This is a genomic window from Streptomyces sp. NPDC002018 (genome assembly GCF_042890865.1).
In the GTDB taxonomy this organism is placed as follows: Bacteria; Actinomycetota; Actinomycetes; order Streptomycetales; family Streptomycetaceae; genus Streptomyces.
This window is the reverse complement of sequence record NZ_JBIASO010000015.1, coordinates 92,286-106,025: the sequence shown is the minus strand read 5'-3', so window position 1 is coordinate 106,025 and position 13,740 is coordinate 92,286. Positions and strand designations below refer to the sequence as shown.

The following is a 13,740-nucleotide window of genomic DNA, read 5'->3' as shown; positions in this document are numbered from 1 at the left end:
TCCCCGTCCGGAGACATGTCCGGAGAGATGTCTCTGTAAAGGAAGATCGAGCGCATCGTAGTCGCCGGTGTGCGGCGCGATGCCACGGTTGCGTTGCGGAGTTGTTTCGGTAGGGGAAGCGGGGGTGTCGCGCTTACTCTCGATGTATGGCTTCTGTGGCTTCTGAGGTATCGGGCGAGGGGTCCGTACGGGTCGACAGTTGGATCTGGTCCGTACGGCTCACCAAGACGCGCTCCCAGGCGGCCTCCGCCTGCCGGGCGGGCCATGTGCGGGTCAACGGAGAACGGGTCAAGCCCGCGCACACCGTCAAGGCGGGCGACGAGATCCGGCTGCGGCACGCCGGGCGCGAGCGGATCGTGGTGGTGGCGCGGACCGTGCGGAAGCGGGTGGGCGCCCCGGTGGCGGTGGAGTGCTACGTGGACAACAGTCCGCCGCCCCCGCCGCGCGAGTTGACGGTGCCCGTGGCCCTGCGCGACCGGGGCGCGGGCCGGCCCACCAAGCGTGACCGCAGGGATCTGGACCGGCTGCACGGGCACTGAGCGGGACCGGTCGCACGGGCAGGGGCCGGACCGGCCGCACGGGCACGGAGCGGCGCACCGGCCCCGGTGGCGCACCGGCCCCGCAGGCACCTCCGGTCCCGGGGGCGCGCGGGGGCCGGAGGGCGCGAAGGGGGGAGGCGCTCGGGGCGGGAGGCGCGCGGGGCGGGAGGCGCGCGGGGCGCGGGGGCGCGTGAGCCGTGGGTACGTCCGCGCTGCGGGGCGCCCGGCTTCCGGAGGCGTTCGGGCCCCGGATGAATTCTTGGGGGCGCCGTTCCCCTAACGCCCCTTGTCCCCAAGGCTGTTGTGGAATTCGTCCAACACCCGGAGCCCACTCCGCTGAGTCATCACCGTTGCACGGAAAGTAAAATCCGTACTTCAGGGAAGGTCCTTCCCATGAACCTCGACGGTGAGCAGCTCGACCAGTACGACCATCGCAACCGGCGCGACCAGCACCTGACGTTCCGGCTGCCCAGTCACCCGCGCAGTGTGGGCCGCGCACGCGAGGCTCTGCACGCGCATTTCGCACTGCCGGAGGAGCTCGCCGCGACTGCCGCCCTTCTTTTGTCGGAACTCGTCACCAACGCGCTGCGCCACGGCAGCCCGCCCGGCCGGCAGGTCGCCATCACCCTGCACCGCGGGGACGGGCTGCTCAGAGTGGAGGTCGAGGACGCGGGGGATCTGCTGCCCCGGCCGCGCGATCCGGGGCTGGAGGACGAGTGCGGGCGGGGGCTCGCGCTGGTCGCCGCGCTCGCCGACGACTGGGGGGTGGCGCCCCGGCGGGGGCCGGGCAAGCGGGTGTGGCTGACGCTCAAGGTGCCCGATCGCTGAGTGCCGTCCGAGACTGCCGTCCGAACCGCCGTCCGAGACCGGGGAGAGGCGAGGGCGCGCGCCGCCGTCTTCGTGGGCGGGTGCCGGCGTCTTCTTGCGCGGGTGGGGTCCGGGGCCGCGGGGGTGCCGGGGGTCTGGTCAGCCCTGATACCCCTCGACCTCACCCGGCGGACGGACCGCCGCCTCGTCCGGGTTCTCGCCGAACTCCGATTTCGCACGGCGCTGGCGGAGCAGATCCCAGCACTGGTCGAGCTGTACCTCCACGGCGCGCAGCCGTTCCTGTTCCGTGTCCCCGAGCCCGAGATTCCGCGACGAGCGGTTGCGCAGGGCGCGTTCCTCGGCGACGAGGGCGCCGATGGTGTCGAGGATCTCGTCGTTCCTGCCGACGGCGTTCATGGATCGATCCTCCCGCCGTACCCGCCCCCGCGCACCTTCACCGCCCCGTGCCCCCTGGTACGCGTCCGTGCGCATACGCGGACGCGCGTACGGAGACAGCAGCCGGGGCCACTGTTCCCGTACGCGCGTACGGTGGTTCACGAAGGGGTGGTCGACGCCTGGCCGGCGTCTGTCGTTCGGTCAGGTCCTGTCGCGTCCGGTCAGGCCCTGTTGCCGGATCCGCTCGCTCCGCCGGATCCGCCGCCGGCACCGCCCGCCCCCGCTCCTGATCCGAAGGGGCCGCGGTCCGTGGCCAGCGCCCAGATGATCCAGGCGGCCAGCGCCATTCCCACCACCGCCCAGACGGGCTGGTACGGCAGATACATGAACTGCGCCACGAGGATCAGCGAGGCGACCGCTATACCGAGGTACCGCGCCGGCCGGACGCGCATCAGAATCGCGATCCCCGCCAGGGCGACCAGGATGCCGAGGGCCACGTGCAGCCACCCCCACGCACTGAGGTCGAACGTGTAGGCGTAGCCGGTGACGCTGTTGAGGATCCGGTCCCTTCTGATCTCGGCCACCCCTTGGAGAATGGCCGTCGCGCCCATGACCACCATGAGCACACCGGCGAAGAAACTGCCGCCGACGGCCCAGGCGGCCTTTCTCTCCGTATGCGCGCCGGTGCCGGCGCCGTAGCCGGTGCCGGTCCCCGTGCCCATTCCTGTGCCTGCGCCTGTGCCCATGCCCGTGGAGGGGGGCCTCTGTGCTGTGTTCTGGCTCATAACCCCATGGTGCTCCAAATGGAGCAAAAGGGACATTTGGCCAGGGGTGATCGGTATAAAGATTCAGTAAAGTCCGGACGGCGGGGAAAGCGGCGGGGGAAGCGGTGGTGAAAGCGGCAGGGAGAGGGGCGGGGGAAGCGGCGGGGAAGGCGGGGCGGGAAGTGGCGCGGAAAGTCCGGCGAGGAAGCCGCGCAGGGCGGCGTTGAACCGCTCCGGCCTCTCCAGGTTGGGCAGATGGGCCGCCGACTCGATGACGGCGAGCGTCGCGCCGGGGATCGCCGCGCGCATCGCCTCCGCGTCCCCCACGGGGGTGAAGGCGTCGTCCCGCCCGACCACCACCAGCGTGGGCGCGGTGACGCGGGTGAGCAGGTCCCGGTAGTCCGGGCGTTCGGCGCGTCCGCGCAGCGCGGCGGCGGCGCCCTCCGGAGGGGCCGCGCACATCATGCGGTGCACCTGGCTCGCGGCCTCGGTGTTGTACGGGGCGACCATCTTGTCCAGCACCTCGTCCGCGTACCCGCGCATGCCGTCCCGCAGCAGCCGGTCGGCGAGCGCGTTCCGCCACCGTCTGCCCTCCGGCGTCTCCGCGGCGGGCGAGGTGTCGGCGAGGACGAGACCGGCGACGCGCTCGGGGAAGCGGGCGTAGCACTCCATGGCGATCTGACCGCCCATGGAGAGACCGGCGAGCACGAAGCGGCCGACGCCCAGATGGTCGAGGAGGGCGGCGAGGTCGTCGGCGAAGGTGCCCAGGAGGGTCAGGTCGCCCCCGCCGGGCGGTACGGGCGAGGCGCCGTACCCGCGCAGATCGGGAGCGATCACCCGGTGCGCGGGCGAGAACGCGGCGAGCTGCGGGGCCCACATCGTGCGGTCGAAGGGATGGCCGTGGACCAGGACGAGTGTGGGCCCCGGCCCCTCGCCGCCTGTGTCGTCATAGCCGGTGGTGCGGGTGCCGAGCAGTACGGAAGGCATGGTCAGGAGCGTAGGCAGGCCCCTGTGCTCGGTGCAATAGAATCATTTGCTCTCGGTGCAATAGCAATACGCCTCTCGGTGCCATACGCCCCGGGCGGGGAGAGGACCGGCATGGCGGACTATCTCGGACTGGCCGACGCGCTCGCGGCGGAGATCGCGGCCGGACGGCTGCGCCCCGGCGACCGGCTGCCCACCCAGCGCGCCTACGCGCGCCGCCACCGGATCGCGGACTCCACGGCGATCCGGGTGTACGGCGAACTGGTGCGCCGGGGGCTGGTGGTGGGTGAGGTGGGGCGTGGCACCTTCGTCCGGGCGGCGCCGCCCGGACCCGGGCCGGCCCTGGTCGAGCCCGCCGGGCGCGTTCCGGTCGGTCTTGAGCTGAACTACCCCGTCACGGAAGGCCAGTCCGCGCTCCAGGCGCGCGGGCTCGCCGCCCTCGTACGGCCCGATGTGCTGGGCGGGGCGACGGGGCCCGCGGCGGCGGCCGGCACCCCCGAGGCGCGCGAGGCCGCCGCCACGCTGCTGGCCAGGGGCGGCTGGCGGCCCGCGCCCGGACGGATCCTGTTCGCGGGCAACGGACGGCAGGCCATCGCCGCCGCCATCTCCTCGCTGGTCCCGGCCGGGGGCCGGCTGGGCGTGGAGGAACTGACGTATCCCCTGGTCAAGGCGGTCGCGGAACGGCTCGGGGTACGTCTGGTGCCGATCGCCGTGGACGACGAGGGCATCAGGCCCGACGCCCTCGCGGTCGCGCACCGCGCCGCGCCGCTCGCGGCCGTGTACGTACAGCCGACCCTGCACAACCCGCTGACGGTGACGGCGGGCGAGGAGCGCAGGATCCGTCTCGCGGCGGTGCTCGGGGACCGGGGGCCGACCGCGATCGAGGACACCACCTGGGCCTTTCTCGCACCGGACGCCCCGCCGCCGCTCGCGGCCTACGCGCCCGGCCGTACGGTGCTCGTCGACAGCCTGTCGAAACGCCTCGCGCCCGGGATCACCGTGGGATATCTGGTGCTGCCGGAGGCCGGTCCGCAGGGTTACGGCGAGCGGCTCGCGCGGGCGCTGCGCTCGGGCGCCTGGACCGCCGCCGCCTTCCCGCTCGCCGCGGCCACCCGCTGGACCACCGACGGAACCGTACGGGCGGTCGTCGCCGCCAAGCGCGCCGACGCCGCCGTCAGACACCGCCTGGTGCGCGAACGGCTGGCCGGCCTCGCCGTCCGTACCGATCCGCGCGCCTACTACTGCTGGTGGGAGCTGCCCGCTCCCTGGCGTGCCGAGACCTTCGTCGCCGCCGCGGCGGCCCGGGGCATCGCCGTCACCCCGGGCTCCGCCTTCGCCGTCGCCGGCCGCGCCGCGCCGGACGCGGTCAGGATCGGTCTGGCGTCCCCGCCGCCACCGGTACTGGAGTACGCCCTGGGGGAGCTGGCGGCGCTCGCCGTCGCCGGCCCATGAGCCAGGCGACCGCGGCGAGGGCGAGCCCGGCGCCGAGGACCCACCAGGCCGTCGTACGGAGGGAGGCGGTCAGCGCGTCGAAGATGGCCGCCGCCGCCGAACGGTCACCGTTGTCCGGCAGATTCTCCAGGGTGGTCGCCCGGGTCACCGCCACCACGACGGCCAGCGCCACGGCGCCCGCCGCGAAGGACAGGCCGAGGCCGATCAGCGCCCGGCGTCTGCGCCCGGCGAGCAGCAGAGCCGCCGCGGCGAGCGCGACCGTCGCCATGGCCGGGCGGAGACCGGCCGTTCTGAGCGCCTGGGCGACATCGCGCCAGACGCCGAGCCCATTGGCCTTCAGGACGGTGATCTCGTTGTGCCGTACGGGGATCCGGTCGGCGTACGGCACCCGGTCGGCCATCAACTGCCGCTTCACCTGTTCGGTGACCGGCGCCAGATCGATGGCGACGGCGTCCCCGCCGCCGCTGGCCAGGACCTGTTGCGCGGTGGTGTGCGCGGCACCGGCCGCCGTCGTCCACGCGTTCTTGAAGGCCTCGGAGGTGGAGAACGACAGCACGGCCTCGTGCAGCAGTTCGCGCACACCCGCCTGGAGCGGGCCCACGTCGATCTGGGTCATGACCTGGTCGGTCACCCGGTCGGCTACGGCTCCCTGCACGGCCGGGTCGGAGGCGAGCGGCGCCATCGTCGAGACGAAGCGGCCCGTGTCGCCGATCTCCAGATCGGCCCAGGCCGCGATCGCGCTCAGCGGCGTGAGCACCGCGAGCAGGACGATCAGCGCCGTGGAGAGATAGCTCCGCACTCCTCAAGGGAACGCGGTACGGGCGCGGTGCGCGAGCGGTGCGCCGCCGACCCGGTGAGCGCAGGGTTTGACGGCTACGGCGGCCGGGTGTGCCCTGGAGGAGCGGGGGGTGTCGCGGAACGGGGGCGCGGCGGCGGTACGGCGGGGGTGTCGCGGAACGGGGGTACGGCGGGGGTTTCAGCGGGGGTTCGAGGGAAGGAGCGCCCCACCATGTCCACTCAGGCACCGACGCGGCCCCGGACGCGGCCGACGCGGCCCCGCATGTCCCCCCTGGAGCGGTTCCATCTCTCTCCGCTGATCCTGGGGATACCTCTGGTCGTGGGCATCGTCTACGGCGCGTACGCGTCCTATATCGCGCGCTCCGGCGGACCGGCCACCTACGGACAGCTCGCCCTGGCGCTGATCTCCGGGGCGCTCCTCGCCCTTCTGCTCTTCGGGCTCCTCCGCGTGCAGCACGCCCTGATGCGGGAGGTCCGCGCCGCGGCCTGGGGTGTGCTGGTCGGCGGGGCGATGGGCTTCCTGTACAGCCTGACCGGGCACAGCGTGCTGCTGTCAGCGGGGATCGGGCTCGCGATCGCCGTGGGTACGGTCATCATCACGTTCTACGCGTTCTACATGCACGAACCCTGAGCGAGGCCCGTCCTTCCGGGCGGATTCCCGGGGGACGGCTCCGGCGGGTTCCCGGGGGACGGCCGTCCTTCCCGGTGGGCCAGGGCCGCGTCCGCGCCCAGCTCCTCCCCCCGTACGAATGCCTCGTCGAACGTCCGTGTGCCCAGGGCGCCCCGTACCGCGGCCGTGATCCGGTCGACGTCACCGCGCTCGGCGGGCGGCAGAGGGGCGCCCGCGTCCCGCCGCGCCGCGGTCGCCGCGCCGAGCAGTACGGCCGCGCGTACGGGGTGCCCGGCCAGTGACTCCGCACCGGCCAGCCCCTCCACGGCGAGCGCCACCGCGCGCGGGTCGCCGACGGCGCGGGCGGCGGTGAGACCGTCCAGATGGAGGGCGCGCGCCGTCGCCGCGTCACCGCGCCGCTCGGCGACGAACCCCAGCTCGGCCAGGACGAGCGAGTTGCCCGCCGTGCTCGACACCTCCGCGTACCAGTCGCGGATCCGCAGCAGATACCGCTGGGCCGTGGCGAGATCGCCGGAGCGGCGGGCGCCCAGGGCGAGACCGAGTTCCGCGTGGATCTCACCGAACCGGTAGCCCTGCTCCGCGGCGCGCCGACGGGCGCTTTCGTGCAGGTCACGGGCGCCGTCCGGGTCATCGGTGAGCAGAGCGAGCCGGCCGAGTCCGGAGAGCCGTGAGGAGATCTCGGCGCCGAGACCCAGCTCCTCGGCGATCTCCAGCCCCTCGTGATGGATACGGGCGGCCTCCGCGTACGCCCCGTTGATCTCGGCGAGCGAGGCGAGGGGCGCGACGGACTGCAACTGGCCCCAGCGGTCGCCCAGTTCCCGGAAGAGCGCGGCGCTGCGTTCGCCGTCCCGGCGCAGGGCGGCGAGATCGCCCCGGAGCACGGCGTGCTGGGCGCGGCGGCCGAGCGAGGCGGCGATGCCCCAGTGGTCGCCGACGGCGCGAAAGGTGGCGAGGGCCTGTGCGGTCAGCTCCTCGGCGGCGGCGAGATCACCCGCGTTGAACAGGCCGTACGCGAGCAGCCATTGGGCGCGGGCGCGCCGGTCGGGGCGCTCGATGTCCTCGTACGTACGGGGGACGGGCAGGGGGGTGGGGTCACCGGCGAGGAGTGCGAATGCGGTGTGCAGGGCGCGCGCCTCCGCGTATGCCGCGGCTTCGGCGGCGGTGGTCGTGGCGGTGGCCGTGGTCGTGGCGTAGGCGGTGGTCGTGGCCGAGGTGGTGGTTGGTGGGGTGCCGGTGCCGGTACTGGTGCTGGTGCTGGGAGCGGTGGCGGGGGCCGCCGTGTTCAGCGCGGTCGTGAGCGAGCGGCGGGCCTCGCAGAGCCGGCCGGACAGCAGCCAGTACCAGGACAGCGCCGTGACCAGCCGCAGCGCCTCCTCGCCGCGGCCCAGCCGTACGGCCGTGGCGAGCGCCTCGCGCATGTTCCCGGTCTCGGCGTCCAGCCGGGGGATCCAGGTCCGCTGCCCGGGGCCGCGCAGCAGGGGCTCGGCGCGTTCGGCCAGTTCCAGGTAGTGGGCGAGATGGCGCTTGTGCGCGGCGGTGTCGTCGGCGGCCTCGCGCAGCCGCTCGCCGGCGTACGCGGCGACCGACTCCAGCAGCCGGTAGCGGGTGCCCGCCGGGCCGTCCGCCCCGACCACCAGGGAACGGTCGACCAGCCGGGCCAGCAGTTCGAGCACGTCCTCGCGCGCCACGCCCTCGCCCGCGCAGACCGCCTCGGCCGCCTCCAGGGCGCAGCCGTCGGAGTGGACGGCGAGGCGGCGCAGCACGACGCGTTCGGGCGTGGTCAGCAGCTCCCAGCTCCAGTCGATCACCGCGCGCAGGGTGCGCTGGCGCGCGGGGGCGCCGCGTTCACCCGCCGTCAGCACCCGGAAGCGGTCGTCGAGCCGCCGGTCGAGCCGTTCGGCAAGCTCCTGGACGCCGAGGGCGCGTACCCGCGTGGCGGCGAGTTCCAGGGCGAGCGGGATGCCGTCGAGCCGGCGGCAGACGGTGGCGACGGCGGCGCGGGCGGGGGCGTCGAGGACGAGGCCGGGGGCGGTGGCGAGCGCGCGTTCGGTGAAGAGCCGGGCCGCGTCGGCGGGCGGGAGCGGTTCGGCGGGGTGCAGCGCCTCGCCGGACAGCCCGAGCGGCTCCTGACTGGTGGTGAGGACGCGCAGACCGGGGGCGGCGTGCAGCAGGGCACCGGCGAGTCGGGCGACGGGCTCGACCAGATGCTCGCAGTTGTCGAGGACCAGCAGGGTCCGCCGGTCGCGCAGGGCGGCGGCGATCCGGCGGGTGGTGGAGTCCTGGGTGGGCCGCGCGCCGGCCGGGCCGGCCTGCCCCGTGCCGGGTGCCGGGAGGCCGGTCCCCGTGTCGTCCCGCAGACCGAGCGCGACGGCCACGGCGTCGACCGGGTCCGTGTGCCGTCCGGCCAGTTCGACCAGCCGTACGCCGTCGGGGAACGCGGCCGGGGAGTCCGCCGCGATACGGGCGGCGGCGGCCAGGGCGAGCCGGGTCTTGCCGACCCCGCCGGGCCCGGTGACGGTCACCAGCCGTGCGGTACGGAGCAGTCGGCCGATGGCGCGTACGGCCTCCTCACGGCCGATGAGCGGGGTGAGCGGGACGGGCAGATCCGGCGGGGCGGGCAGACCGGGAGGGCCCGGCGGGGCGGAGGGGTACAGGGATGACAGGGGCGTGGAGGGCGCGTGGCCCCCGAACGACGCGGTGAGCGCCGGATCCTGGCGCAGGATCGCCTCGTACAGCGCCGTCAGCGCGGGCCCGGGGTCCACCCCCAGCTCCCGCGCGAGCCGCTCCCGCAGCTCGTGGTACGAGGCCAGCGCCTCGCTCTGACGACCCGTCAGATACAGCGCCCGCATCTGGACGGCACGCAGCCGTTCACGGAGCGGATGACGGGCCACCAGCGCGGTCAGCTCTCCGGCCGGAAGGGCGTGTTCGCCCAGTTCGAGGCGGGTCTCGCCCTGCTCCTCCAGCGCGGTCAGCCGCAGCTCCGTCAGCCGCTCGGCCGCGGGACGTACGAATATCTCGTCCGCGAAGTCGGCGTACGCGGGCCCCCGCCACAGATCGAGCGCCTCGGCGAGCAGATCCGCGCGCGGGCGCGGCGCGCCGGTGGCTCCGGCGCGTACGAGCAGGGCCCCGAACCGGTCCGCGTCCACCTCGGCGTCCGTCAGATCGAGCAGATAGCCCCCGGGGCCGTGGACGATCCGGCGGCGGCCGAGCGCGCGCCGGAGCTGGGAGACCTTGGTCTGAAGGGCGTTGGCGGGCTTGGCGGGCGGGCGGGGGCCCCAGAGGTCGTCGATGAGCCGGTCCGCGGAGACCGGTCCGCCGTCGTGCGCCAGCAGGGCGGCGAGCAGTGCGCGGACCTTCGGTTCGGTGACGGCGACGGGTCCGTTCCCGTCCCGCACGGTCAGTGGACCGAGCACCCCGAATCGCATACGGGAACCGTACCCATCGCACGCGGCCGACCCGTCCCCGGCTGGTCCCCGGCCAGTCCTCGGCCGGTTCCGACCAGTCTCCTCGGCCGGTTGGCGGTGGCACCGTCAGGCGCCCGTCAGCGGACCGCCAGCCGCCCGCCAGCGGGCGGGCCCAGGGTTGCAGCCGGTGCGAAGACACCGCAGCGAACGCAGCGAACGCAGCGAACGAAAAGAAACAGGGACAGGACGACGACATGGGTACGTACACGGGCAGGAAGGCCGTCGTCATCGGCGGCAGCATGGGCATCGGACTGGCCATCGCCGAGCGGCTGGTGGCGGGCGGCGCCGAGGCGCTGGTGACCGGGCGTGACCCGGGGCATCTCAAGGAGGCGGCCGAGCGGCTGGGCCCGTCGGCGCGGGTGATCGGCTCCGACCTCGCGGATCCGAGCGCCGCCGCGGCCCTCGGGGAGACCGTCGAGGAGACGCTCGGCCAGGTCGACCTGCTCTTCGTCAACGCGGGCATCGCCCGGCTCGCGCCGGTCGAGATGGTCACGGAGGAGGAGTACGACCGGCTCTTCGCGGTGAACACCCGGGGCACCTTCTTCACCGTTCAGCGGCTGATCCCGCTGCTGCGCGAGGGCGGCGCGATCGTCTTCACCACCTCCGTCGCCGACACCATGGGCGTGCCGGGGATGGGGGTCTACGCGGCGACCAAGGCCGCCCTCTGGTCGTTCGCGCAGACGCTCGCCTCCGAGCTGGTCGGGCGCGGCATCAGGGTCAACGCGGTGGCGCCCGGCTACACCGACACGCCCGGCATCGGGGTCCAGGGCATCACCGACGAGGAGCGCGAGGAGTTCAAGCGGATCGGGGACGAGCAGACCCCGATGAGGCGCCACGCCTCGCCCGACGAAGTGGCGCGCGCCGCCGTGTTCCTGGCGGTCGACGCGACGTTCACGACGGGGGTGAAGCTCGCGGTGGACGGCGGACTGGGCGGTCATGTCGCCGTACCGCGGGACTGACCGGTCCCAGCGACTCCGTTTCGGCCGCGCGGCCCGCCAGATCAGATCTGGCGGGCCGCGCGGCCGTGTCTCGCGCCTGAGGTGTGAGACGTACGGCGGACAGTGGCAGTGGCCAGTGCCAGTGCCAGTGCCAGTGGCGGTGGCAATGACAGGGGACAGGGCCTGGGCCCGGGAGGGAGGTGTCCCGTGCGGCAGTCGCGGCAGCGGCCGGTGCGGTTTCCGTACCGGCAGCGGAGCCCGGAGAGCCCTGAGAGCCCGGAGCGCGCGTCGAACTCGGAGCGCGCGCCGAGCGCGCAGGAGCGGCTGAGGGTGGCGGTGATCATCGGCAGCACGCGCGAGGGCCGGGTCGGTGACACGGTCGGCCGCTGGTTCATGGAGCGGGCGGCCCGGCACGAGGAGCTGGAGCTCTCGGTCGTCGATCTGATCGACTTCGATTTTCCCGCGCACTACCCGGACCGGCCGACCGCGCGGATGGCGGAGTTCACCACGGAGGTCGGCCGGGCGGACGCGTTCGTGGTGGTCACTCCCGAGTACAACCGCTCCTTCCCGGCCTCCCTGAAGCAGGCCATCGACTTCGCGTACGACGAGTGGCGGACCAAGCCGGTCGCGTTCGTGAGTTACGGCCACGGCTCGGGCGGGCTGTATGCCGTCGAGCAGTTGCGCTCGGTCTTCACCGAGCTGCACACCGTGACGCTGCGCAACGGCGTGAGCATCAATCTCTTCGAGGACTCCCTCGACGGCGCGGCCGAGAAGGGCGAGCCGGACGAGCGGGGCGAGCGGCGGGACCGGGCGGCGGGGCTGATGCTCGACCAGCTCGGCTGGTGGGGGCTGGCGCTGCGGGAGGCCCGCGCCCTGCGCCCGTACGTCTCCTAGCCCGTACGTCTCCCCTGGCGTCTGCCTGGCCGGTACGTCTCCACGACCGCCCGTACGTCTCCCCGACCGACCGACAGACAGACCTCCGACCGACAGACCTCCGACCGACAGAGCAGGACGACAAGGAACAGATGATGAGTACTGATCTCGCGATCGAGACCGCAGGGCTGGTGAAAGTCTTCGGTGAGAACCGCGCCGTGGACGGGGTCGATCTCGCCGTGCCGGCGGGCACGGTCTACGGGGTGCTGGGTCCGAACGGTGCGGGCAAGACGACCGTCGTGAGGATGCTGGCCACGCTGTTGCGGCCGGACGGCGGCGAGGCCCGTGTCTTCGGCAAGGACGTACGGAAGGACGCCGACGCGGTACGGAGCAGGGTCAGCCTCACCGGGCAGTACGCCTCGGTGGACGAGGACCTGACCGGCACCGAGAACCTGGTGCTGCTCGGACGGCTCCTGGGGCACTCGAAGGCGGCGGCGCGGGGGCGCGCCGGCCAGTTGCTGGAGGCGTTCGGGCTGGTGGAGGCGGCGGGGCGGCAGGTCAAGAACTACTCGGGGGGCATGCGGCGCCGGATCGACATCGCCGCGTCCATTCTGAACACGCCGGATCTGCTCTTCCTGGACGAGCCGACGACGGGGCTCGATCCGCGCAGCCGCAATCAGGTGTGGGACATCGTGCGGGCGGTGGTCGCCCAGGGCACGACGGTGATGCTGACGACGCAGTATCTGGACGAGGCGGACCAGTTGGCGTCCCGTATCGCGGTGATCGACCACGGCAAGGTGATCGCGGAGGGCACGAAGGGCGAGCTGAAGGCGTCCGTCGGCGCCGGATCCGTCCATCTGCGACTGCGGGACGCCGCGCAGCGGCCGGAGGCCGAGCGGGTGCTGGCACAGGCGCTCGGCACAGCCGTCCAACTGGACCCGGACCCCGTCGCCCTGACCGCCACGGTCGACGGCCGTGCCACCGAGCGCGGCGCGGCGGAGCAGGCCGGGCGTGCCCTGGCCGAGCTGGCGCGCTCCGGGATCACCGTGGACAACTTCTCGCTGGGCCAGCCCAGCCTGGACGAGGTGTTCCTCGCCCTGACCGACCGGAAGCAGCACGACCGGCGCGACCAGAAGCGCGACCAGCGTGACCAGGACCAGCGTGACCAGAAGGAGGGGGCGGCGGCATGAGCACCGTGGCCACGAAGTCCAAGAACACCGATCCGGCCGATCTCGATCCGGCGGCCCCCAGAGCGGAGGATCTCGCAGCCCTGCTGGTGAGCAAGGACCGCCCACCGCGGCCGACGGCGCTCTCCGCCTCGCTCACCTTCGGCTGGCGGGCCATGCTCAAGATCAAGCATGTGCCGGAGCAGCTCTTCGATGTCACCGCCTTCCCGATCATGATGGTGCTGATGTACGCGTATCTCTTCGGAGGGGCGCTGGCCGGTTCGGTCTCGGCGTACATCCAGTTCCTGCTGCCGGGCATTCTGGTGATGAGCGTCGTGATGATCACGATGTACACGGGTGTCGCGGTCAACACCGATATCGAGAAGGGCGTCTTCGACCGCTTCCGTACGCTCCCGATCTGGCGGCCCGCGCCGATGGTGGGCTATCTCCTCGGCGATGTGGTCCGCTATGTGATCGCCTCGCTGGTGATGCTGACGGTCGGCATGATCATCGGCTACCGCCCGGACGGCGGGGTGGTCGGTATCGCGCTGGGTCTGCTGGTGCTGCTGGCCTTCGCGTTCTCGTTCTCCTGGGTCTGGACGATGTTCGGTCTGATGCTGCGCAGCGAGAAGTCCGTGATGGGCGTCAGCATGATGGTGATCTTCCCGCTGACCTTCCTCAGCAATGTCTTCGTCGACCCGAAGACCATGCCGGGCTGGCTCCAGGCCTTTGTCAACAACAGCCCGGTCAGTCATGTGGCCACGGCGGTCAGGGGGCTGATGGAGGGCGACTGGCCGACGTCGGCGATCGCCTGGTCCCTGGGGTGGGCGGTGGGGCTGGTGGTGGTGTTCGGCTCGGTGACGATGCGGCTGTACAACCGTAAGTGAGCCCCGCTCCTCGTTCCCCCGCCCCCGCACCACCGCCTCCG

13 protein-coding genes are annotated in these 13,740 nt (G+C 73.2%); 8 read left to right on the top strand and 5 right to left on the bottom strand.

All coding sequences use genetic code 11. The features are described from left to right. The first annotated feature begins 146 nt into the window (after positions 1-146). Both ACFYYH_RS24295 and ACFYYH_RS24290 read left to right on the top strand, forming a co-directional pair. Entirely contained in the window at positions 147-539 is a 393-nt protein-coding gene (locus ACFYYH_RS24295; RefSeq protein ID WP_388554712.1) for an RNA-binding S4 domain-containing protein, read from the top strand. Positions 540-932: 393 nt separating this feature from the next. Next, on the top strand, positions 933-1,367 hold the full coding sequence (locus tag ACFYYH_RS24290) for an ATP-binding protein (RefSeq protein WP_388554710.1): 435 nt from the start codon (positions 933-935) through the stop codon (positions 1,365-1,367). Between the two features lie 138 nt (positions 1,368-1,505). On the opposite strand, the gene ACFYYH_RS24285 is transcribed toward ACFYYH_RS24290, so the two are convergent. The 3 genes from ACFYYH_RS24285 to ACFYYH_RS24275 form a co-directional block, all read right to left on the bottom strand. Further along, complete coding sequence (locus tag ACFYYH_RS24285) at positions 1,506-1,763, bottom strand: DUF2630 family protein (RefSeq protein ID WP_388554708.1); 258 nt, start codon at positions 1,761-1,763, stop codon at positions 1,506-1,508. Between the two features lie 200 nt (positions 1,764-1,963). Beyond that, the gene (locus ACFYYH_RS24280) at positions 1,964-2,527 is read right to left on the bottom strand and encodes a hypothetical protein (protein ID WP_388554705.1); all 564 of its coding nucleotides are present in this window, start codon (positions 2,525-2,527) and stop codon (positions 1,964-1,966) included. 63 nt (positions 2,528-2,590) lie between these two features. Next, complete coding sequence (locus ACFYYH_RS24275) at positions 2,591-3,493, bottom strand: alpha/beta fold hydrolase (protein WP_388554703.1); 903 nt, start codon at positions 3,491-3,493, stop codon at positions 2,591-2,593. A 111-nt stretch (positions 3,494-3,604) separates the two neighbouring features. Here ACFYYH_RS24275 and ACFYYH_RS24270 point away from each other — a divergent pair, with 111 nt between their 5' ends. Then, a complete protein-coding gene (locus ACFYYH_RS24270; protein WP_388554700.1) occupies positions 3,605-4,942 on the top strand; it encodes a PLP-dependent aminotransferase family protein in 1,338 nt (445 codons plus the stop codon). Here the strand turns inward: ACFYYH_RS24270 and ACFYYH_RS24265 are convergent. After that, positions 4,857-5,741, bottom strand: coding sequence for a hypothetical protein (locus tag ACFYYH_RS24265; protein ID WP_388554698.1), 885 nt, complete (start codon positions 5,739-5,741; stop codon positions 4,857-4,859). The two genes, ACFYYH_RS24270 and ACFYYH_RS24265, sit on opposite strands and share 86 nt — an antisense overlap. 261 nt (positions 5,742-6,002) lie before the next feature. Here ACFYYH_RS24265 and ACFYYH_RS24260 point away from each other — a divergent pair, with 261 nt between their 5' ends. Further along, positions 6,003-6,371, top strand: coding sequence for a hypothetical protein (locus ACFYYH_RS24260; protein WP_388554695.1), 369 nt, complete (start codon positions 6,003-6,005; stop codon positions 6,369-6,371). Here the strand turns inward: ACFYYH_RS24260 and ACFYYH_RS24255 are convergent. Beyond that, a complete protein-coding gene (locus tag ACFYYH_RS24255; protein ID WP_388554693.1) occupies positions 6,353-9,796 on the bottom strand; it encodes a BTAD domain-containing putative transcriptional regulator in 3,444 nt (1,147 codons plus the stop codon). The genes ACFYYH_RS24260 and ACFYYH_RS24255 overlap by 19 nt on opposite strands. Positions 9,797-10,029: 233 nt before the next feature. On the opposite strand from ACFYYH_RS24255, the gene ACFYYH_RS24250 reads away from it, so the two are divergent. The 4 genes from ACFYYH_RS24250 to ACFYYH_RS24235 all read left to right on the top strand — a co-directional run bounded on the left by ACFYYH_RS24250 (position 10,030) and on the right by ACFYYH_RS24235 (position 13,699). Then, positions 10,030-10,794 carry an SDR family NAD(P)-dependent oxidoreductase gene (locus tag ACFYYH_RS24250; protein WP_388554690.1) on the top strand — a complete coding sequence of 255 codons (765 nt, stop codon included), beginning with the start codon at positions 10,030-10,032 and terminating at the stop codon, positions 10,792-10,794. A gap of 303 nt (positions 10,795-11,097) precedes the next feature. Then, a complete protein-coding gene (locus ACFYYH_RS24245; protein WP_388554880.1) occupies positions 11,098-11,667 on the top strand; it encodes an NADPH-dependent FMN reductase in 570 nt (189 codons plus the stop codon). Positions 11,668-11,801: 134 nt separating this feature from the next. Further along, positions 11,802-12,836: an ATP-binding cassette domain-containing protein gene (locus ACFYYH_RS24240; RefSeq protein ID WP_388554688.1), complete on the top strand. Its 1,035-nt coding sequence runs from the start codon at positions 11,802-11,804 to the stop codon at positions 12,834-12,836. After that, positions 12,833-13,699, top strand: coding sequence for an ABC transporter permease (locus ACFYYH_RS24235; protein ID WP_388554686.1), 867 nt, complete (start codon positions 12,833-12,835; stop codon positions 13,697-13,699). The genes ACFYYH_RS24240 and ACFYYH_RS24235 overlap by 4 nt, the downstream gene beginning before the upstream one ends. The last annotated feature ends 41 nt before the right edge of the window (positions 13,700-13,740 follow it).

Excerpts from the sequence above, each read along its gene's own strand:
- ACFYYH_RS24255 (WP_388554693.1), bottom strand. The coding sequence starts at position 9,796 with ATGCGATTCGGGGTGCTCGGTCCACTGACCGTGCGGGACGGGAACGGA.
- ACFYYH_RS24295 (WP_388554712.1), top strand. The coding sequence starts at position 147 with ATGGCTTCTGTGGCTTCTGAGGTATCGGGCGAGGGGTCCGTACGGGTC.
- ACFYYH_RS24240 (WP_388554688.1), top strand. The coding sequence starts at position 11,802 with ATGAGTACTGATCTCGCGATCGAGACCGCAGGGCTGGTGAAAGTCTTC.
- ACFYYH_RS24250 (WP_388554690.1), top strand. The coding sequence starts at position 10,030 with ATGGGTACGTACACGGGCAGGAAGGCCGTCGTCATCGGCGGCAGCATG.
- ACFYYH_RS24235 (WP_388554686.1), top strand. The coding sequence starts at position 12,833 with ATGAGCACCGTGGCCACGAAGTCCAAGAACACCGATCCGGCCGATCTC.
- ACFYYH_RS24280 (WP_388554705.1), bottom strand. The coding sequence starts at position 2,527 with ATGAGCCAGAACACAGCACAGAGGCCCCCCTCCACGGGCATGGGCACA.
- ACFYYH_RS24290 (WP_388554710.1), top strand. The coding sequence starts at position 933 with ATGAACCTCGACGGTGAGCAGCTCGACCAGTACGACCATCGCAACCGG.
- ACFYYH_RS24275 (WP_388554703.1), bottom strand. The coding sequence starts at position 3,493 with ATGCCTTCCGTACTGCTCGGCACCCGCACCACCGGCTATGACGACACA.
- ACFYYH_RS24270 (WP_388554700.1), top strand. The coding sequence starts at position 3,605 with ATGGCGGACTATCTCGGACTGGCCGACGCGCTCGCGGCGGAGATCGCG.
- ACFYYH_RS24285 (WP_388554708.1), bottom strand. The coding sequence starts at position 1,763 with ATGAACGCCGTCGGCAGGAACGACGAGATCCTCGACACCATCGGCGCC.
- ACFYYH_RS24260 (WP_388554695.1), top strand. The coding sequence starts at position 6,003 with ATGTCCCCCCTGGAGCGGTTCCATCTCTCTCCGCTGATCCTGGGGATA.